General features: G+C 40.9%; 31 protein-coding genes. 28 read left to right on the forward strand and 3 right to left on the reverse strand.

Annotated features, from left to right (window positions below; genetic code table 11):
• From rplD to rplQ, 28 genes are all read left to right on the forward strand, one after another.
• On the forward strand, positions 1-523 hold a 523-nt coding region (gene rplD / locus QZ407_RS03200), incomplete at its 5' end, for a 50S ribosomal protein L4 (RefSeq protein WP_295767652.1).
• Between the two features lie 2 nt (positions 524-525).
• Positions 526-816, forward strand: a complete 291-nt coding sequence (gene rplW, locus QZ407_RS03205; RefSeq protein WP_295767653.1) for a 50S ribosomal protein L23 — start codon at positions 526-528, stop codon at positions 814-816.
• Between the two features lie 6 nt (positions 817-822).
• A complete protein-coding gene (gene rplB / locus QZ407_RS03210; protein WP_295767654.1) occupies positions 823-1,647 on the forward strand; it encodes a 50S ribosomal protein L2 in 825 nt (274 codons plus the stop codon).
• Positions 1,647-1,913 carry a 30S ribosomal protein S19 gene (rpsS, locus tag QZ407_RS03215; protein ID WP_157539798.1) on the forward strand — a complete coding sequence of 89 codons (267 nt, stop codon included), beginning with the start codon at positions 1,647-1,649 and terminating at the stop codon, positions 1,911-1,913. The genes rplB and rpsS overlap by 1 nt, the downstream gene beginning before the upstream one ends.
• Before the next feature lie 7 nt (positions 1,914-1,920).
• On the forward strand, positions 1,921-2,349 hold the full coding sequence (rplV, locus tag QZ407_RS03220) for a 50S ribosomal protein L22 (protein WP_157539797.1): 429 nt from the start codon (positions 1,921-1,923) through the stop codon (positions 2,347-2,349).
• Positions 2,350-2,355: 6 nt separating this feature from the next.
• On the forward strand, positions 2,356-3,219 hold the full coding sequence (gene rpsC / locus QZ407_RS03225; RefSeq protein ID WP_295767656.1) for a 30S ribosomal protein S3: 864 nt from the start codon (positions 2,356-2,358) through the stop codon (positions 3,217-3,219).
• 47 nt (positions 3,220-3,266) lie between these two features.
• Positions 3,267-3,689, forward strand: a complete 423-nt coding sequence (gene rplP / locus QZ407_RS03230) for a 50S ribosomal protein L16 (protein WP_157539795.1) — start codon at positions 3,267-3,269, stop codon at positions 3,687-3,689.
• A gap of 142 nt (positions 3,690-3,831) precedes the next feature.
• A complete protein-coding gene (gene rpmC / locus QZ407_RS03235; RefSeq protein WP_157539794.1) occupies positions 3,832-4,041 on the forward strand; it encodes a 50S ribosomal protein L29 in 210 nt (69 codons plus the stop codon).
• Between the two features lie 18 nt (positions 4,042-4,059).
• Positions 4,060-4,314: a 30S ribosomal protein S17 gene (gene rpsQ / locus QZ407_RS03240; protein WP_157539793.1), complete on the forward strand. Its 255-nt coding sequence runs from the start codon at positions 4,060-4,062 to the stop codon at positions 4,312-4,314.
• 1 nt (position 4,315) lies between these two features.
• A complete protein-coding gene (rplN, locus tag QZ407_RS03245; protein WP_157539792.1) occupies positions 4,316-4,684 on the forward strand; it encodes a 50S ribosomal protein L14 in 369 nt (122 codons plus the stop codon).
• A 2-nt stretch (positions 4,685-4,686) separates the two neighbouring features.
• Positions 4,687-5,016: a 50S ribosomal protein L24 gene (gene rplX, locus QZ407_RS03250; protein WP_295767658.1), complete on the forward strand. Its 330-nt coding sequence runs from the start codon at positions 4,687-4,689 to the stop codon at positions 5,014-5,016.
• Complete coding sequence (gene rplE, locus QZ407_RS03255; RefSeq protein ID WP_157539790.1) at positions 5,016-5,585, forward strand: 50S ribosomal protein L5; 570 nt, start codon at positions 5,016-5,018, stop codon at positions 5,583-5,585. Before rplX ends, rplE begins: the two co-directional genes overlap by 1 nt.
• Positions 5,578-5,847 (forward strand): 30S ribosomal protein S14, encoded by a 270-nt coding sequence (gene rpsN / locus QZ407_RS03260; protein ID WP_157539789.1) that lies wholly within the window; start codon positions 5,578-5,580, stop codon positions 5,845-5,847. The genes rplE and rpsN overlap by 8 nt, the downstream gene beginning before the upstream one ends.
• 220 nt (positions 5,848-6,067) lie before the next feature.
• Entirely contained in the window at positions 6,068-6,466 is a 399-nt protein-coding gene (gene rpsH / locus QZ407_RS03265) for a 30S ribosomal protein S8 (RefSeq protein WP_157539788.1), read from the forward strand.
• A gap of 22 nt (positions 6,467-6,488) precedes the next feature.
• A complete protein-coding gene (gene rplF, locus QZ407_RS03270; RefSeq protein WP_295767661.1) occupies positions 6,489-7,046 on the forward strand; it encodes a 50S ribosomal protein L6 in 558 nt (185 codons plus the stop codon).
• Positions 7,047-7,051: 5 nt separating this feature from the next.
• Positions 7,052-7,402 (forward strand): 50S ribosomal protein L18, encoded by a 351-nt coding sequence (gene rplR / locus QZ407_RS03275; protein ID WP_295767663.1) that lies wholly within the window; start codon positions 7,052-7,054, stop codon positions 7,400-7,402.
• Between the two features lie 12 nt (positions 7,403-7,414).
• Positions 7,415-7,933 (forward strand): 30S ribosomal protein S5, encoded by a 519-nt coding sequence (rpsE, locus tag QZ407_RS03280; protein ID WP_157539785.1) that lies wholly within the window; start codon positions 7,415-7,417, stop codon positions 7,931-7,933.
• Between the two features lie 5 nt (positions 7,934-7,938).
• Entirely contained in the window at positions 7,939-8,118 is a 180-nt protein-coding gene (gene rpmD, locus QZ407_RS03285) for a 50S ribosomal protein L30 (RefSeq protein ID WP_157539784.1), read from the forward strand.
• Positions 8,119-8,122: 4 nt separating this feature from the next.
• Positions 8,123-8,569, forward strand: coding sequence for a 50S ribosomal protein L15 (gene rplO / locus QZ407_RS03290; RefSeq protein ID WP_157539783.1), 447 nt, complete (start codon positions 8,123-8,125; stop codon positions 8,567-8,569).
• Between the two features lie 6 nt (positions 8,570-8,575).
• Entirely contained in the window at positions 8,576-9,934 is a 1,359-nt protein-coding gene (gene secY, locus QZ407_RS03295) for a preprotein translocase subunit SecY (RefSeq protein ID WP_157539782.1), read from the forward strand.
• 7 nt (positions 9,935-9,941) lie between these two features.
• Complete coding sequence (gene map / locus QZ407_RS03300) at positions 9,942-10,733, forward strand: type I methionyl aminopeptidase (protein WP_295767667.1); 792 nt, start codon at positions 9,942-9,944, stop codon at positions 10,731-10,733.
• 63 nt (positions 10,734-10,796) lie between these two features.
• A complete protein-coding gene (gene infA / locus QZ407_RS03305; protein ID WP_022833270.1) occupies positions 10,797-11,015 on the forward strand; it encodes a translation initiation factor IF-1 in 219 nt (72 codons plus the stop codon).
• Positions 11,016-11,020: 5 nt separating this feature from the next.
• The gene (gene rpmJ / locus QZ407_RS03310) at positions 11,021-11,137 is read left to right on the forward strand and encodes a 50S ribosomal protein L36 (RefSeq protein WP_157539780.1); all 117 of its coding nucleotides are present in this window, start codon (positions 11,021-11,023) and stop codon (positions 11,135-11,137) included.
• Between the two features lie 67 nt (positions 11,138-11,204).
• The gene (rpsM, locus tag QZ407_RS03315) at positions 11,205-11,582 is read left to right on the forward strand and encodes a 30S ribosomal protein S13 (RefSeq protein WP_157539779.1); all 378 of its coding nucleotides are present in this window, start codon (positions 11,205-11,207) and stop codon (positions 11,580-11,582) included.
• A gap of 115 nt (positions 11,583-11,697) precedes the next feature.
• Entirely contained in the window at positions 11,698-12,087 is a 390-nt protein-coding gene (gene rpsK / locus QZ407_RS03320) for a 30S ribosomal protein S11 (RefSeq protein ID WP_295767671.1), read from the forward strand.
• Between the two features lie 68 nt (positions 12,088-12,155).
• Complete coding sequence (gene rpsD / locus QZ407_RS03325; protein ID WP_157539777.1) at positions 12,156-12,764, forward strand: 30S ribosomal protein S4; 609 nt, start codon at positions 12,156-12,158, stop codon at positions 12,762-12,764.
• A 95-nt stretch (positions 12,765-12,859) separates the two neighbouring features.
• Positions 12,860-13,852 carry a DNA-directed RNA polymerase subunit alpha gene (locus QZ407_RS03330; protein WP_295767674.1) on the forward strand — a complete coding sequence of 331 codons (993 nt, stop codon included), beginning with the start codon at positions 12,860-12,862 and terminating at the stop codon, positions 13,850-13,852.
• Positions 13,853-14,000: 148 nt separating this feature from the next.
• Entirely contained in the window at positions 14,001-14,552 is a 552-nt protein-coding gene (gene rplQ, locus QZ407_RS03335; RefSeq protein WP_157539775.1) for a 50S ribosomal protein L17, read from the forward strand.
• A gap of 99 nt (positions 14,553-14,651) precedes the next feature.
• On the opposite strand, the gene QZ407_RS03340 is transcribed toward rplQ, so the two are convergent.
• The 3 genes from QZ407_RS03340 to QZ407_RS03350 all read right to left on the reverse strand — a co-directional run bounded on the left by QZ407_RS03340 (position 14,652) and on the right by QZ407_RS03350 (position 16,381).
• Entirely contained in the window at positions 14,652-15,095 is a 444-nt protein-coding gene (locus QZ407_RS03340) for a carboxymuconolactone decarboxylase family protein (RefSeq protein ID WP_295767676.1), read from the reverse strand.
• Positions 15,096-15,198: 103 nt separating this feature from the next.
• Positions 15,199-15,771 (reverse strand): Crp/Fnr family transcriptional regulator, encoded by a 573-nt coding sequence (locus QZ407_RS03345; protein WP_295767677.1) that lies wholly within the window; start codon positions 15,769-15,771, stop codon positions 15,199-15,201.
• Between the two features lie 52 nt (positions 15,772-15,823).
• Positions 15,824-16,381 (reverse strand): GNAT family N-acetyltransferase, encoded by a 558-nt coding sequence (locus QZ407_RS03350; RefSeq protein ID WP_295767678.1) that lies wholly within the window; start codon positions 16,379-16,381, stop codon positions 15,824-15,826.
• Positions 16,382-16,463: the final 82 nt, after the last annotated feature.

Here is a 16,463-nt window from a genome sequence, read left to right on the forward strand (position 1 = left end):
TGTTAAACAGTTTTTAGCTAACCAACGTCAGGGTACACACAAATCAAAACAACGTAACGAAATTGCAGGTTCAACCCGCAAATTACATAAACAAAAAGGTACTGGTGGCGCCCGTGCGGGTAGCATCAAATCACCTTTGTTTAACGGTGGTGGCCGTGTATTCGGTCCGCAACCGCGTGATTATAGCTTTAAGCTGAACAAAAAGCTTAAGCAATTAGCACGTAAATCAGCACTTACTTACAAAGCTCAGGATAATAGCATTGTAGTATTAGAAGACTTCACCTTCGATACTATCAAAACTAAAAACTATACTAAGCTGGTTGCTGATTTAAACATCGCCAATGAGAAAACTCTTTTGGTGTTGCCTGCTGCCAACAACAATATTTATTTATCAAGCAGAAACTTGAAGAAAGCTAAAGTTATCACTGCCGACCAGTTAAGCACTTATGATGTGTTAAACGCAGGCAAGCTTTTATTAACTGCAGGTTCTGTTAAAACTCTGGAGGAAGCATTCGCTAAGTAATTATGGAAATTTTAAAAAAACCCTTACTTACTGAAAAAGTATCTCTGCTAACAGAGAAACTTAATCGTTACGCTTTTAAAGTTGATACCAGAGCGAATAAAATTCAAATCAAATCAGCAGTAGAAGCAATGTATGGTGTTACTGTTACCGCAGTAAATACCATGAAATATGCCGGCAAATTGAAGAGCCGCTACACTAAAGCAGGTACTGTAACCGGGAGGCCAGCTGCTTTCAAGAAAGCGATCATCACTTTAAAGGATGGTGAAACAATAGATTTTTATAGCACAATTTAAAGAGACATGGCAGTTAAAAGATTTAAACCGGTAACCCCGGGTACCCGCTTCCGGGTAGGCGCTGACTACTCTGATGTAACTACCAACGTTCCTGAAAAATCATTGGTTGTATCGCACAAAAAATCGGGCGGACGTAACAATACCGGTAAAATGACTATGCGTTATATCGGTGGTGGTCACAAAAAGTCATACCGCTTGATTGACTTCAAACGTGATAAATTTGAGATCCCTGCAGTAGTTGCTACTATTGAGTATGATCCAAACCGTTCAGCTCGTATCGCCCTGCTACATTATGCAGATGGCGAGAAAAGATATATGATCGCTCCTGAAGGCCTGACTGTAGGTCAAACTGTTCTTTCTGGTGCAGGTTCTCCTCCTGAAGTTGGAAATACCTTACCATTAAAAAACATCCCTTTAGGTTCTATCATCCACAACATCGAACTTAATCCTGGTCAGGGTGGTACTATCGCTCGTTCGGCCGGTACATACGCTCAGTTGTCGGCACGTGATGGCAAATATGCTATCATCAAGTTGCCTTCAGGCGAAACCCGCATGATCCTGTCAACCTGTTTAGCAACTATCGGTACTGTATCAAACGCTGAGAAAGCGAATGAGGTATTAGGTAAAGCTGGTCGTAAGCGTTGGTTAGGTGTACGTCCGAGAGTACGTGGTGTAGCTATGAACCCTGTTGATCACCCTATGGGTGGTGGTGAAGGCCGTTCATCTGGTGGTCACCCACGTTCACGCAAAGGTTTACTGGCTAAAGGCTACAAAACCCGCGACAAAAAGAAAACATCTGATCGTTATATCATAGAAAGAAGGAAGAAATAATGGCACGTTCGATTAAAAAAGGTCCTTATATTGATCATAATCTGGACAAAAAAGTTCAGGTTTTGAATGAATCAAATAAGAAATCTGTTGTAAAAACATGGTCACGTCGTTCCATGATCTCTCCAGATTTCGTTGGTCATACATTTGCAGTACACAATGGTAACAAGTTTATCCCTGTGTATGTAACAGAAAACATGGTTGGTCATAAACTGGGAGAGTTTGCCCCAACCCGTACATTCCGTGGTCACGCAGAAAAGAAAAAATAATTAGGTAATGGAAGCAACAACAAAAATCAAAAAGTCTGTACTAATCAGACAGCGTAAAGAGCAAGAGAAAGCTCAGCAAGGAGGAGCTTCGGTTGCCAAATTACAGAACTGCCCAACTTCGCCTCGTAAGATGCGTTTGGTAGTGGATCTTATCCGTGGCGAAAACGTAGTTAAAGCACTTAGCATTTTAAAGTTCACTAACAAAGAAGCTGCTATCCGCGTTGAAAAATTATTGCTTTCAGCTATCAAAAACTGGGAAGCAAAAAACGAAGGTAAAAGCATCGATGATAGCAACTTATATGTAAAAGAAGTTTCAGTTGGTGGTGGCCGTCAGTTAAAAAGACTGCGTCCGGCTCCTCAGGGCCGCGGATACCGTATCCGTAAACGCTCAAACCACGTAACTTTAATTGTGGATAGTAAAACCGAAATCAACTAATTAGAAATGGGACAAAAAGCACATCCAATAGGTAACCGTTTAGGAATCATCCGTGGTTGGGATTCTAACTGGTTCGGTGGCAACAACTACTCTGATAAATTAGTTGAGGACGAAAAAATCCGCAAATACTTATCAGTACGTATTGCTAAAGGCGGCGTATCAAAAGTAGTTATTGAGCGTACCTTGAAACGCATCACTGTAACAATCCACACTGCCCGTCCGGGTATCGTTATCGGTAAAGGCGGCCAGGAGGTTGATAAAATTAAAGAAGAGCTTAAAAAGCTTACTAAGAAAGACGTTCAAATCAACATCTTTGAAATTAAACGTCCTGAGCTTGATGCTCAATTAGTAGCTGAAGGCATAGCTAAACAATTAGAGGCTCGTATATCTTTCCGTCGTGCCATGAAAACCACTATCGCATCAACCATGCGTATGGGTGCAGAAGGTATCAAAGTTATGACATCTGGCCGTTTAGGCGGTGCTGAGATGGCACGTACCGAGCAATACAAAGAAGGCAGAATTCCTCTGCACACTTTCCGTGCTGATATTGATTACGCACTGGGTGAAGCTTTAACTACTTATGGTAAAATAGGTATTAAAGTTTGGATTTGTAAAGGTGAGGTTTACGGTAAACGTGATCTTTCTCCAAACATTGGTTCAACCAGCAGTTCAAGTGGTCGTGGTGGTCGCCCTGAAGGCGCAGCAGCTTATGGCAACGAGCGTGGTGGTAATGACCGTCGTGGTGGTAATGATCGCCGTCAGGGTGGTGGTGACCGCAGAGGCGGTAACAACAACCAACGTGGCGGAGGTAACAACCGTCCAGGTGGCCAAAATCGTCAGGGTGGTAACCGTCCGAGCGGAAACAGATAATTAATCAAAGTTGAGATAACATCGTTTAGATATAAAAAGCTAATAAAATGCTACAGCCAAAAAGAACGAAGTTCAGAAAGATGCAAAAAGGCAGAATGAAAGGTGCCGCTACCCGCGGTGCTGAACTTTCATTCGGATCTTTCGGTATAAAATCACTCGAGCCGGCCTGGATTACCAGCCGTCAAATCGAGGCCGCACGTATCGCTGTAACACGTTTTATGAAACGTGAAGGCCAGGTATGGATCAGGATTTTCCCTGACAAACCTGTAACTAAAAAACCTGCAGAGGTACGTATGGGTAAAGGTAAAGGTGCTCCTGAATACTGGGTAGCGGTAGTACGCCCCGGAAGGATCATCTTCGAAGCAGAAGGTGTGCCATTAGAAGTAGCTAAAGAAGCTCTTCGCCTGGCTGCACAAAAACTGCCGGTTCAAACCAAATTTATTGTACGTAGGGATTACGTAGAAGCATAATAAGTGTTACGGGTTGTGAGTTGTGAGTTGATATTAAAGCTCACAACCCGTAACCTGATTTATAAGTTAACAAACAGAAGCAACGCGTGATGTAAGCATCCAACTTACCTCTCACCGTTCACCAGAGAAAAACTCACAAAAAATGAAAAGCTCAGAAATATCAGCGCTGTCAACCGAGGAGTTGGTTGCAAGAATTGGCGAGGAGAAAACTAATCTTACCAAACTGAAATTTGCACATGCAGTTTCGGCTATTGAGAACCCTAACCGTATCAAAGTTATACGTAAGGAAGTTGCTCGTTTAAATACTGAATTAACCAAGCGTAAAGCGGCGTCAGCTTCTGAACAGCAATAATTAAAGCGTCGAAACAAAATGGAAAGAAATTTAAGAAAAACACGTACCGGTCTGGTAGTAAGCAATAAGATGGATAAATCTATCGTAGTTGCTGTTGAGCGGAAAGTGAAACACCCGATCTATGGTAAGTTCGTAAACAAAACTGCCAAGTTCATGGCTCATGATGAAACTAATACCTGTGGTATTGGCGATACCGTATTGATTATGGAAACCCGCCCGTTGAGCAAAAATAAAAACTGGAGATTAGTTGAAATTTTAGAAAGGGCTAAATAAGATGGTACAACAGGAATCAAGATTAACCGTAGCTGATAACAGCGGTGCTAAAGAAGTACTGGTTATCCGCGTATTAGGTGGCACAGCAAAGCGCTATGCCTCTGTAGGCGATAAAATTGTAGTAACTGTAAAAAGCGCTATCCCATCAGGTAACGTAAAAAAAGGTACTGTATCTAAAGCCGTAGTAGTAAGAACTAAAAAAGAGGTTCGCCGCAAAGATGGTTCTTACATCCGTTTCGACGACAACGCAGCTGTTTTGTTAAATAACCAGGACGAGCCAAGAGGTACACGTATCTTCGGTCCGGTGGCAAGAGAGTTACGTGAAAAACAATTCATGAAAATCGTTTCATTAGCACCGGAGGTATTATAACCATGGAAAAGAAAATTAAATTAAAGATCCGTAAAGGTGACCTGGTGAAAGTTATTGCCGGCGACTCTAAAGGTCAGCAAGGTAAAATAACTGAGATTATTGCCGAGAAAAACCGCGCAGTGGTTGAAGGCGTAAACTTAATTTCAAAGCACACCAAACCAAATGCAGCTAATCCTAACGGTGGTATCGTTAAAAAGGAAGCCGCAATTCATATTTCAAACCTTGCACTGGTTGATCCAAAAACAGGTGAAACCACCCGCGTAGGCCGTAAAAAGAATGACGCAGGTAAATTAGTTAGAGTAGCAAAAAAATCAGGGGAGGAAATTAAATAATGTCTTACGTTCCAAGATTAAAATCCAAATACAAAGAGGAGATCCGCACTGCACTGAAAGACAAATTTCAGTACAAAAGCGTAATGCAGGTTCCTAAACTGGAGAAAATTGCTATCAACCAAGGTGTTGGTGGTGCTACTACCGATAAAAAACTTATCGATACTACTATTACCGAGCTATCTACCATTACCGGTCAGAAAGCTGTTGCATCAAAATCTAAAAAAGATATCTCTAACTTTAAATTACGTAAAGGTATGCCGGTAGGTGTACGTGTAACTTTACGTGATAACAACATGTACGAGTTCTTAGATCGTTTAATTGCCGTTGCATTGCCACGTATCCGTGACTTCAAAGGTATCAACGATAAAGGTTTTGACGGTAAAGGCAACTATACCTTAGGTATTACCGAGCAAATCATTTTCCCTGAAATTAACATTGATAAAATCAACAAAATTCAGGGTATGGATATTACCTTTGTAACTTCGGCAACTAACGATGTTGAAGCGTTAGAATTGCTTAAACAATTTGGTTTACCATTTAAAAATCAAACTCCAGTAAACAATGGCTAAAGAAGGTGTAAAAGCACGCGAAGTAAAACGTGCTAAATTAGTAGCAAGATATGCTGAGAAACGCGCAGCCCTTAAAGCCGCTGGTGATTACGAAGCATTAGATAAATTACCTAAAGCATCATCACCGGTTAAATTGCATAACCGTTGCAAGCTTACCGGCCGCCCACGTGGTTATATGCGTCAGTTTGGTATTTCACGTGTAACTTTCCGTGAAATGGCCTTAGCTGGTAAAATCCCCGGCGTTAAGAAAGCAAGCTGGTAACAGCAATACAGGTAACAAAATTGCCGGTTGCAGGTTGAGAATTAAATTCTTACCTTTGCGGCCGGCAATTTGTAACATATGCCTGTTTGCAGGCGAGTAGTGGGTTTGGAAAGTAGTGATACTTGCCACTAAACTATTGTGCCTTTCTATATTGAATTATTAACCGATGGAAGGTCGTCGTTGTGAAAACGAAGGAAACCGCCGTCATATTTTAACATAAATGAATACAGATCCAATCGCAGATTATCTTACCAGAGTAAGGAATGCTATTAAAGCCAACCATAGGGTTGTTGAAATTCCTGCATCAAATCTGAAAAAGGAAATCACTAAAGTGCTTTTCGACAAAGGTTACATCGCTAACTTCAAATTTGAAGACAATGGTCCTCAAGGCACCATTAAAGTAGCGTTAAAGTATCACCCTGTAACCAAAGTTTCGGCTATCCGTACGCTTACCCGTGTGAGTAAACCAGGTTTGAGAAAATATGCAGGCATGGACACTATGCCAAGAGTATTAAATGGTTTGGGTATCGCTATCCTGTCAACTTCAAAAGGAGTAATGACTGATAAAGAAGCCCGTCAGCAAAACATCGGTGGCGAAGTATTATGCTTCGTTTATTAATCGTACAAAAGCAATTAAAGAAATGTCAAGAGTAGGAAAAGCCCCCATTACTATCCCTTCGGGCGTAACTGTTACCGTTAGCGATGCTAACGTAGTAACCGTAAAAGGCCCTAAAGGTCAGCTCGAGCAGGCGTTAGACAGTGATATTACTGTATCACAAGAAGACGGCGTATTAACAGTAGTACGTCCAACTGACCAAAAACGTCACAAAGCATTACACGGTTTGTATCGTGCATTAATCAACAACATGGTTGTAGGTGTAACCAATGGTTACAAAGTAGAACAAGAGTTGGTTGGTGTAGGTTACCGTGCTACCAATTCAGGTAATACATTAGACTTAGTGTTAGGTTTCTCTCACCACTATGTATTTGAATTGCCTTCAGAAATTAAAGTATCCACTACTGCTGAAAAAGGTAAAAACCCAACCATCATCCTGGAGTCAATCGACAAACAGTTAATCGGTCAGGTTGCTGCCAAAATCCGTTCGTTACGTGCTCCGGAGCCTTACAAAGGTAAAGGTGTTAAATTTGTTGGCGAAGTGTTAAGAAGAAAAGCAGGTAAATCAGCATCTAAAAAATAATCGTCATGACAGGTAAATTATCAAGAAGAGACAGAATTAAAAAAGGAATCAGAAAACGTATTTCAGGTTCTGCAGAACGTCCGCGCTTGTCAGTGTTCAGAAGCAATAAAGGCATCTACGCACAGATTATTGACGATGTTGCCGGCAAAACACTTGTATCAGCTTCATCATTGTCAAAAGATTTTTCATCTGACGGCAGTAAAGGCGAACAATCAGTTGCCGTAGGTAAGCTGATTGCCGAGAAAGCAAAAGCTGCTGGTATTGAATCAGTGGTGTTTGATAGAAATGGATACTTGTATCATGGCCGTATTAAACAACTGGCTGAAGGTGCACGTGAAGGTGGATTAAACTTTTAACCGTAACGAGTAATGTCAACAATAAATATTAAGAGAGTAAAAACCAGCGAGATCGAATTAAAAGACCGCCTGGTAAGCATACAACGCGTTGCCAAAGTAACTAAGGGTGGCCGTACTTTCAGCTTCTCGGCCATTGTGGTTGTAGGTGATGAAAACGGTGTAGTTGGTTACGGTTTAGGTAAAGCAAAAGAGGTTACTGAGGCAATTGCCAAAGGTATTGATGATGCAAAAAAGAACCTGGTTAAAGTTCCAATCATCAACAACACCATTCCTCACGAGCAAATTGGTAAATTTTCAGGTGGTTTCGTTTTCTTGAAGCCTGCTGCTAATGGTACCGGTGTAATTGCTGGTGGTGCGATGCGTGCTGTATTAGAAAGTGCCGGTGTACATAACGTACTTGCAAAATCAAAAGGTTCATCAAATCCTCACAACGTGGTTAAAGCCACTGTATCGGCTCTGGCGCAATTGCGCGATGCTTATACTGTAGCTCAACATCGTGGTGTTAGTTTAGGTAAAGTATTTAACGGATAATCATCATGGCAAAAATCAAAATAACTCAGATTAAAAGCGTGATCGATAGAAGTGAGCGCCAGAAAAAAACTGTTGAGGCTTTAGGTTTAAAGAAAATTAACCATAGCGTTGAAGTTGAAGCTAATCCTGCTATCATTGGCATGATTAGAAAAGTTAATCATTTGGTAGCAGTAGAAAACATTTAATGTTATGAATTTAAGTAATCTTAAGCCTGCAGAAGGTTCTACTAAAAATAGAAAAAGAATAGGCCGTGGTACCGGTTCGGGCCGTGGCGGTACGTCAACCCGTGGCCATAAAGGTGCCGGTTCACGTTCAGGTACTTCAACCAAGGTTGGTTTTGAAGGTGGCCAGATGCCATTACAACGCCGTTTACCTAAGGTTGGTTTTAAAAATCCTAACCGCGTTGAGTATAACGGTATCAATTTAGATACTTTACAACAATTAGCTGATACTTATTCAGTATCTTCTATTAACTTTGATACCTTGAAAGAGCACGGGTTAGCTTCAAAAAATGACCTTGTGAAAATTCTTGGTCGTGGTACCCTGACTGCTAAAGTTGAAGTTCAGGCCCATGCATTTTCTGCCACTGCGCAAAAAGCTATAGAAGCAGCGGGCGGTTCAATTGTAAAGTTGTAATTCTCAATGAAAAATTTTTTCACCACATTATCCAATATCTGGAAAATTGAGGACTTAAGAGTGCGTATTTTAAACACACTCTTATTTCTTTTAATATACCGTGTAGGTTCATACATTGCTCTACCAGGTGTAGATGCCAATGTTTTGAACAACCAGGCAGCCAAAGAAGGTTTGCTGGGCTTACTTAATATGTTTGCCGGCGGATCTTTTTCCCGTGCTTCTATCTTTGCCCTGGGCGTTATGCCTTACATCTCTGCCTCAATTGTGGTGCAGTTATTAGGTATTGCTGTTCCTTACTTTGCAAAGCTGCAGAAGGAAGGCGAAAGCGGCCGCAGCAAAATCAATCAATGGACCCGTTACCTGACCATCATTATTACTATGGCACAGGCAGTTGGTTACGTACGCTCGCAAATTACACCTGCAGCCATTAATCCGGCTTTAGGTTCGGGCTTATTTACCCTGAGTTCAATTTTCGTTTTAACTGCAGGCACCTTGTTTGTGATGTGGTTAGGTGAAAAAATTACTGACAAAGGTATTGGTAATGGTATCTCGCTTATTATTATGGTGGGTATTATTGCTCAATTGCCTGCGGCTATAATTGATGAGTTCAGCTCACGTGTTAGTGGTACTAACGCTACAGGTGGTCCGTTACTGTTTATTGTGGAAATACTTGCCTTGGTTGCAGTAGTTATGTTTACTATCCTGGTAGTTCAGGGTACACGCAAAATTGCAGTTCAGTATGCAAAACGTATTGTAGGTAACAAGCAATATGGTGGTGTACGCCAGTACATTCCTTTAAAAGTAAATGCTGCAGGTGTTATGCCAATCATTTTTGCTCAGGCATTAATGTTTATACCAGCAACCATTTCTTCTTTCTTTCCCGACATTCAGTCAAACAGTGTATTGATGGCATTGTCAAACTACACCTCTTGGTTACATAACCTAGTCTTTGCAATTCTTATCATCCTGTTTACTTACTTCTATACTGCTATCACGGTAAATCCGAAGCAAATGTCAGATGATATGAAGAAAAATGGTGGTTTCATTCCTGGAGTTGCTCCGGGTAATGCTACTGCTGAGTACATTGACGCCGTTATATCACGTATTACACTTCCGGGTTCAATATTTTTAGCAATAATTGCTATTATCCCGGCCTTAGCTAACATTCTGCATATTAACAGTCAGTTTGCACGCTTCTTTGGCGGTACTTCATTGATCATCCTTGTAGGTGTAGTATTAGATACATTACAGCAAATTGAAAGTCATTTGTTAATGCGTCATTATGATGGATTAATGAAAACCGGACGTGTTAAAGGCCGCACTGCTGTTCCAGCAGCTGCCGGAACGGTACCTCCGGCTATTTAATTCAAGCATGTCAAAGATTATATTCAAGACTGCTGAAGAAATAACGCTCATACGGCAAAGCGCCCAGTTGGTTGCAAAATCACTGGGCGAAATTGCCAAGATTATAAAGCCTGGTGTAAAAACCATTGAACTAGACAAGCTGGCCGAAGCCTACATCCGTGACAACGGGGGCGTGCCGGCTTTTCTTAATTTTCACGGGTTTCCTTATTCTCTCTGTATTTCTCCCAACGATCAGGTTGTACACGGTTTTCCGGGGCAACAAGAGCTAAAAGACGGTGATATTATCTCTGTTGATTGCGGCGTTGTTCTAAATGGCTTTTACGGCGATTCTGCCTACACCTTTGCTGTTGGTGAGGTTAGTGAGGAAGCCAAAACGCTTTTACGTGTTACACAAGAGTGCTTAGCTAAAGGCATTGAAAAAGCTGTTGTTGGTATGCGTACCGGCGATATTGGTTTTGCAGTGCAGGAGCACGCTGAGAAGCATGGTTTTGGCGTAGTGAAAGAGCTGGTAGGACATGGTGTTGGCGTTAAGCTGCATGAGAAGCCTGAGGTTCCAAACTATGGTAAACGTGGTTCTGGCGCTAAATTAGAGGAAGGAATGGTGATTGCCATTGAGCCTATGATTAACGCCGGCAAGGCTGGTGTTAAGTTTTGGAAGGATGGATGGACGGTATCAACCGTTGACGGTAAGCCATCTGCTCATTTTGAGCATACGGTGGCTGTGCACAAGGGAAAAGCCGAGATTTTATCCTCATTTGAATTCGTTGAAGAAGTTTTAGCAAAAAATAAAAATATTTAAAAAATTATTTTTATTTTTGCATCCCGATTTGCATCGGTATAAAAAAGTAATAATCAGTAAAATATGGCCAAACAATCCTCGATTGAGCAAGACGGTACTATCAGGGAAGCATTATCAAACGCAATGTTTAGAGTTGAACTGGAGAACGGTCATGAGATCATTGCTCATATATCAGGAAAAATGCGCATGCACTACATCAAAATTTTACCTGGCGACAGGGTTAAACTGGAGATGAGTCCATATGATTTAACTAAAGGCAGAATAACCTACAGATATAAATAATTAAAATGAAAGTTAGAGCATCCATCAAAAAACGTAGCGCTGATTGCAAAATCATCCGTCGTAAAGGAAAGCTTTTTGTTATCAACAAAAAGAACCCTAAGTACAAACAACGTCAAGGGTAATTAAAAACATTGGAATGATTCGTACAACGGTGGCCCGCCGTTCGGTCATTTATTAAAACAAACAAATATGGCAAGGATATCAGGTATTGATTTACCAAGAAACAAAAGAGGAGAGATCGGACTTACTTACATCTATGGCATCGGCCGTTCAACTGCGCAAGCAATTTTGGATCAGGCTGGTATTTCATATGATACTAAAGTACAGGAGTGGACCGATGATCAGTTAGCTGCAATTCGTGGAATTATTAACGATCAGATTAAAGTTGAAGGTGCTCTACGTTCAGAAGTTCAGCTGAATATTAAGCGTTTAATGGATATTGGTTGTTACCGTGGTACACGTCACCGTAAAGGTTTACCTCTACGTGGTCAGCGTACTAAAAACAACTCTCGTACCCGTAAAGGTAAACGTAAAACAGTTGCTAACAAAAAGAAAGCTACTAAATAGTAAATAACGATTAAGGGCCCGGTAACGGGCCTTTAGGAATATACGATTATCAAACAGCCGAAGAGTCCGGTTACGCGTTAACTCAGTAATTCATCGGTTTTATAATTAAAGGAAAATGGCTAAAGCTAAAAAAGTAACCAAAAAGCGTATTGTAATCGTTGAGCCGGTAGGTCAGGCACACGTTAACGCTACTTTCAACAACATCATTATTACCTTAACCAACAGCAGCGGTCAGGCTATATCTTGGTCTTCTGCAGGTAAAATGGGTTTCAAAGGTTCTAAAAAGAACACTCCATACGCTGCATCACAAGCTGCTGCCGATTGCGGTAAAGTTGCTTATGATTTAGGTTTACGTAAAGTTGAAGTATTTGTAAAAGGTCCGGGTGCTGGACGTGAGTCTGCTATCCGTACACTGCAAACTTCAGGTATCGAGGTTACTACTATTAAGGACATCACTCCACTGCCACACAACGGCTGTCGTCCATCAAAAAGAAGAAGAGTTTAATTTATATATTTTTTAAAGCTAAGATTCTGCAGCTACAGGCTGCATGATACTTTAAAAGTCAAACAAAAATGGCAAGATACACCGGACCCAAGTCAAAAATTGCGCGTAAGTTCAGAGAGCCGATCTTCGGTCCTGATAAAGTATTAGAAAGAAAAAATTACCCTCCTGGCATGCACGGCGTGTCAAAACGTAGAGGTAAACAATCTGAGTACGCTGTACAGTTAATGGAGAAGCAAAAAGTTAAATACACTTACGGTGTATTAGAGCGCTACTTCGAAAACTTATTTCACCGTGCTTCTGCACGTGAAGGTATCACCGGTACTAACTTGCTTCAGTTATTAGAGGCTCGTTTAGACAACGCGGTATACCGTTTAGGTATTGCCCCAACCCGTTCTGGTGCACGCCAGTTGGTGGGTCACAAACACATTACTGTTAATGGCGAAGTTGTGAACATTGCTTCATATACTTTACGTCCGGGTGATGTAATTGCGGTACGTGAAAAATCAAAATCTCTTGAAGCTATTACCAATTCGGTAGCTGGCCGCAAGATCAATAAATATAGCTGGTTTGAGTGGGATGCTGCTGCGTTAAGCGGTAAGCTTTTAAACTACCCTAACCGCGACGAGATTCCTGAGAATATCAAAGAGAACTTAATCGTCGAGCTTTATTCAAAATAATTAATGATATTGAACTGCGAAATGATTGGCATATTATGTCAGTCATTTTCGTGGTTACATATCATCCATCAGTAAACAATAAACAAAGCATATAAATGGCAATTTTAGCATTTCAAAAACCTGATAAGGTTATCATGCAGAAGTCTACCGACTTTGAAGGTACGTTTGAATTCCGTCCGTTAGAACCAGGCTTCGGTGTAACCATTGGTAATGCTTTACGTCGTATCTTACTTTCATCACTGGAAGGTTATGCTGTCACCTCGGTACGTTTCTCAGGTGTAACGCATGAGTTTTCAACCATCAAAGGTGTAGTTGAAGACGTTACCGAGATTATCCTGAACCTTAAACAGGTTAGGTTGAAAAAAACTGGTGAGTCTGGTGATACGGAAAAGATCTTTGTGATCATCAATGGCCAGGATTCTTTCAAAGCCGGCGATATTACTCAGTTCTCTAATAATTTTACTATCCTGAATCCTGATCTTGTTATTTGCAACATGGATTCATCGGTAACTTTAGAAGTAGAGTTAACTGTAAATAAAGGTCGTGGTTACATTCCAAGCGATGAGAACAAAAATCCTGACGCTGCGGTTGGTGTAATTGCTATCGACTCGATTTATACTCCAATTAAGAACGTTAAATACACTATAGAGAACTATCGTGTAGAGCAAAAAACCGACTATGAGAAATTAGTTTTGGATATTGCTACCGACGGTTCAATTCATCCGGAGGATGCACTTAAAGAAGCTGCTAAAATTTTAATACAGCACTTTATGTTGTTCTCTGATGAGAATATGATGTTAGAAGCTCAGGCTAAAGAAGAGACTAAAGAAGTTGATGAGGAAATTTTACACATGCGTAAAATCCTTAAAACTGAATTGGTTGATCTTGACCTTTCAGTACGTGCATTGAACTGCCTAAAAGCAGCTGATATCCGTAGCCTGGCTGATTTGGTTTCTTATGACGTTGCTGATATGTTAAAATTCAGAAACTTCGGTAAAAAATCATTGACCGAGATTCAGGACTTAGTTAAATCAAAAGGCCTATCTTTTGGTATGAACCTGTCTAAATACAAATTAGACGAAGAATAATCTAGTGAGCGGTGAGTAGTGAATGGTTGATTTGTTAACCACTCACTATTTACCATTAACTACTCACTTATCAATAAACCCGGCATAATTCCGAGGGCTTGACGGTAACGCCGCCCAACGGTATGCACGTGCCAGCAAACAAACAAAAATGAGACACGGTAAAAAACACAACCACTTAGGTCGTACCAAAAGCCACCGCGTGGCAATGATGAGCAACATGGCTTCATCACTAATTCTGCACAAACGTATTACTACCACTTTGGCAAAAGCAAAAGCACTTCGCGTGTATTTTGAGCCATTGGTAACCAAATCAAAAAGCGATACTACACACTCACGTCGTACTGTATTTAGCTACCTACAAAACAAAGAAGCGGCTACTATCTTGTTCCGCGAAATTGCTGAGAAAGTTGCTAACCGTCCGGGTGGTTATACTCGTATCATCAAGTTAGAAAACCGTTTAGGTGATAACGCCGAAATGGCAATTATCGAGCTTGTTGATTACAACACAGTATATGGTGCTAAAGAAGCTGCTCCTGCTAAGAAAGCTACACGTCGTCGTGGTGCTGGCTCAAAAGCTAAAGCTGCTGAAGCTGCTCCTGTTGCTGCTGAGGAAACTGTTGCTGAAGCACCTGCTGCTGAAGAAACTGCTGCTCCGGAAGCACCTGCTGCAAACGAAGAGAATGCAGAAAAAGGCGAATAATTTTAAATTATCATTTATACGCAAAGCGGCCTGTTCACTTGAACAGGCCGCTTTTGTTTTATAATAGTTCCGTGTTTTTTAATAGTGTTATGAGGGTAGTTACTTCTGCAAGTCCGGTAAAAAGTGATTTGTAATTGCTAATCGGTTCCAGGCATTTATAGTCAGTGCGGCAATAAGAACCTTCTGTACCATGGTCTCGCCTAATACGGCAACCGCATTATCATACGTTGCGTCGCTAACATGCCCTTGTATGTTGGTAATCTCTTCGGTCAAGGCTAATACTGCCTGCTCTTCTTGTGTAAAAAAGTTTGTTTCGCGCCAGGCAGGGAGTACGTAAATGCGTTGCTCGGTTTCGCCTGCCTTACGGGCGTCGCGGGTATGCATGTCAAGGCAGTATGAACAGCCGTTAATTTGTGAAGCACGGATCTTTATTAGTTCATGCAACTTTTTATCAATACCACATTTTTGTACGTAGGTTTCCAACCCCAACATGGCCTTGTAAGCTTCGGGGTCAATTTGATTTTGTGCAAATCTTGGTTTCATGATTTCTATTTTAAAGGTATGTGTTATTTGTTTTGTCATTACTGACAGTACAAAGGTGCACACCGCCTCCAACCAAAATCTTGACCATGATCAAGAAATCAAATTAGTGTTCTTTTGCTCGTACTCTGCTTAAAAATTCGGGTGTGAAACCAAGGTAAGATGCCAGCATATATTGGGGAATACGCTGAATGAACTCAGGAAAGCGGCTGGCAAAATGATGGTACTTTTCTTCGCCCGACAAATCAGACTGAAATACCTGGCGTGTTTGTAAAGCGGCATAAGCCCTTTGGTAAACCCGCCTGAAATACTTTTCGAGCTTAGGTACTTTGTCAAGTAATTCGTCCTGCTTTTCCTGGCTCAGTATGATTACCTTACTATTTTGAACCGCTTGTATGTAAAACTGTGATGGAGTATGCAGCGTAAGGCTTGTATAATCGGCCAGCCACCAGTTATCTATACCAAATTGTACAATTTGCTCAATGCCGTTTCCTTTAATGTAATACATCCTTATACAGCCATCAACTACAAAGTACTGGGCGTTGCACTTATCGCCTTCACTTAGCAGATAGTTCTTTTTGCCAATTTCCCGGTACTTCAAATAGTTCACCACCAATTGCCGTTCCTCATCAGTTAAGTTAATGAATTTATCTATGTGGTTTAGCAGTGGTTCAAACATGTTATTTTATATAATACAACACTTAACAATATGTGCATTCGTTCATGCCAAATTAGTAGGTCAAACTAACGTTGTTTTGAGCAATTCTATCTTTAGTGACTTCGTAATAAAGTGCACCGCCCTCTGTATGGGTATACTTAAAGCCTGTTTTAAGTAGTACCCTTTGTGATGCTTTGTTGCTTGACTGTGTATCGGCATTTACTTTTTTAAGTATGCTAAAGGCAAAGCCCCAATTAAGTACAGTAGTTAAAGCTTCGGTAGCATAACCGTTTCCTTGTTTGTCCTTGTATATCATATATCCAATTGATGTACTGCCGTAATCATCAGGGTAGCCGCCCAACCCAATTGTGCCAATTATGCTGTTAGTACTTTTCAATACAATTTGCCAGTTAGTGTACCAGCAATACAAATCGGGGTAGGCCAAAGTATTGGGTAACCAGTATTTGTGCATAGCCTCAATCATTTCAATTTTGAAGGCTTTATCTACTAACGGTGTTGAAGGGTTGAGATCAAGGTTTTGCTCAAACTTGCTCCAGTTATTTACCGATAATAAAAGCTGATGATGAGTAAGAGGGATAAGCTTTAATCTTGTGGATTGTATATTATACATCAATGATCTATTCAACTTTTGGAATAAACCTACCTTAAGTTTCCATGTCTGTTTGGCACTAATGCTGTTAATGCATTAAAAT

Origin of the sequence: uncultured Mucilaginibacter sp. (assembly GCF_913773635.1) — a bacterium.
Taxonomy (GTDB): Bacteria; Bacteroidota; Bacteroidia; order Sphingobacteriales; family Sphingobacteriaceae; genus Mucilaginibacter.

Coding starts and splice junctions, on each gene's coding strand:
- rplX (WP_295767658.1), top strand. CDS start 4,687: ATGGAAAAGAAAATTAAATTAAAGATCCGTAAAGGTGACCTGGTGAAA.
- rpsD (WP_157539777.1), top strand. CDS start 12,156: ATGGCAAGATACACCGGACCCAAGTCAAAAATTGCGCGTAAGTTCAGA.
- infA (WP_022833270.1), top strand. CDS start 10,797: ATGGCCAAACAATCCTCGATTGAGCAAGACGGTACTATCAGGGAAGCA.
- rpsM (WP_157539779.1), top strand. CDS start 11,205: ATGGCAAGGATATCAGGTATTGATTTACCAAGAAACAAAAGAGGAGAG.
- QZ407_RS03340 (WP_295767676.1), bottom strand. CDS start 15,095: ATGAAACCAAGATTTGCACAAAATCAAATTGACCCCGAAGCTTACAAG.
- rpmJ (WP_157539780.1), top strand. CDS start 11,021: ATGAAAGTTAGAGCATCCATCAAAAAACGTAGCGCTGATTGCAAAATC.
- secY (WP_157539782.1), top strand. CDS start 8,576: ATGAAAAATTTTTTCACCACATTATCCAATATCTGGAAAATTGAGGAC.
- rplV (WP_157539797.1), top strand. CDS start 1,921: ATGGAAGCAACAACAAAAATCAAAAAGTCTGTACTAATCAGACAGCGT.
- rpsH (WP_157539788.1), top strand. CDS start 6,068: ATGAATACAGATCCAATCGCAGATTATCTTACCAGAGTAAGGAATGCT.
- rplO (WP_157539783.1), top strand. CDS start 8,123: ATGAATTTAAGTAATCTTAAGCCTGCAGAAGGTTCTACTAAAAATAGA.
- QZ407_RS03350 (WP_295767678.1), bottom strand. CDS start 16,381: ATGTATAATATACAATCCACAAGATTAAAGCTTATCCCTCTTACTCAT.
- QZ407_RS03330 (WP_295767674.1), top strand. CDS start 12,860: ATGGCAATTTTAGCATTTCAAAAACCTGATAAGGTTATCATGCAGAAG.
- map (WP_295767667.1), top strand. CDS start 9,942: ATGTCAAAGATTATATTCAAGACTGCTGAAGAAATAACGCTCATACGG.
- rplP (WP_157539795.1), top strand. CDS start 3,267: ATGCTACAGCCAAAAAGAACGAAGTTCAGAAAGATGCAAAAAGGCAGA.
- QZ407_RS03345 (WP_295767677.1), bottom strand. CDS start 15,771: ATGTTTGAACCACTGCTAAACCACATAGATAAATTCATTAACTTAACT.
- rplQ (WP_157539775.1), top strand. CDS start 14,001: ATGAGACACGGTAAAAAACACAACCACTTAGGTCGTACCAAAAGCCAC.
- rplN (WP_157539792.1), top strand. CDS start 4,316: ATGGTACAACAGGAATCAAGATTAACCGTAGCTGATAACAGCGGTGCT.
- rplB (WP_295767654.1), top strand. CDS start 823: ATGGCAGTTAAAAGATTTAAACCGGTAACCCCGGGTACCCGCTTCCGG.
- rpsQ (WP_157539793.1), top strand. CDS start 4,060: ATGGAAAGAAATTTAAGAAAAACACGTACCGGTCTGGTAGTAAGCAAT.
- rpmD (WP_157539784.1), top strand. CDS start 7,939: ATGGCAAAAATCAAAATAACTCAGATTAAAAGCGTGATCGATAGAAGT.
- rplE (WP_157539790.1), top strand. CDS start 5,016: ATGTCTTACGTTCCAAGATTAAAATCCAAATACAAAGAGGAGATCCGC.
- rpsN (WP_157539789.1), top strand. CDS start 5,578: ATGGCTAAAGAAGGTGTAAAAGCACGCGAAGTAAAACGTGCTAAATTA.
- rpmC (WP_157539794.1), top strand. CDS start 3,832: ATGAAAAGCTCAGAAATATCAGCGCTGTCAACCGAGGAGTTGGTTGCA.
- rplW (WP_295767653.1), top strand. CDS start 526: ATGGAAATTTTAAAAAAACCCTTACTTACTGAAAAAGTATCTCTGCTA.
- rpsS (WP_157539798.1), top strand. CDS start 1,647: ATGGCACGTTCGATTAAAAAAGGTCCTTATATTGATCATAATCTGGAC.
- rplR (WP_295767663.1), top strand. CDS start 7,052: ATGACAGGTAAATTATCAAGAAGAGACAGAATTAAAAAAGGAATCAGA.
- rplF (WP_295767661.1), top strand. CDS start 6,489: ATGTCAAGAGTAGGAAAAGCCCCCATTACTATCCCTTCGGGCGTAACT.
- rpsE (WP_157539785.1), top strand. CDS start 7,415: ATGTCAACAATAAATATTAAGAGAGTAAAAACCAGCGAGATCGAATTA.
- rpsC (WP_295767656.1), top strand. CDS start 2,356: ATGGGACAAAAAGCACATCCAATAGGTAACCGTTTAGGAATCATCCGT.
- rpsK (WP_295767671.1), top strand. CDS start 11,698: ATGGCTAAAGCTAAAAAAGTAACCAAAAAGCGTATTGTAATCGTTGAG.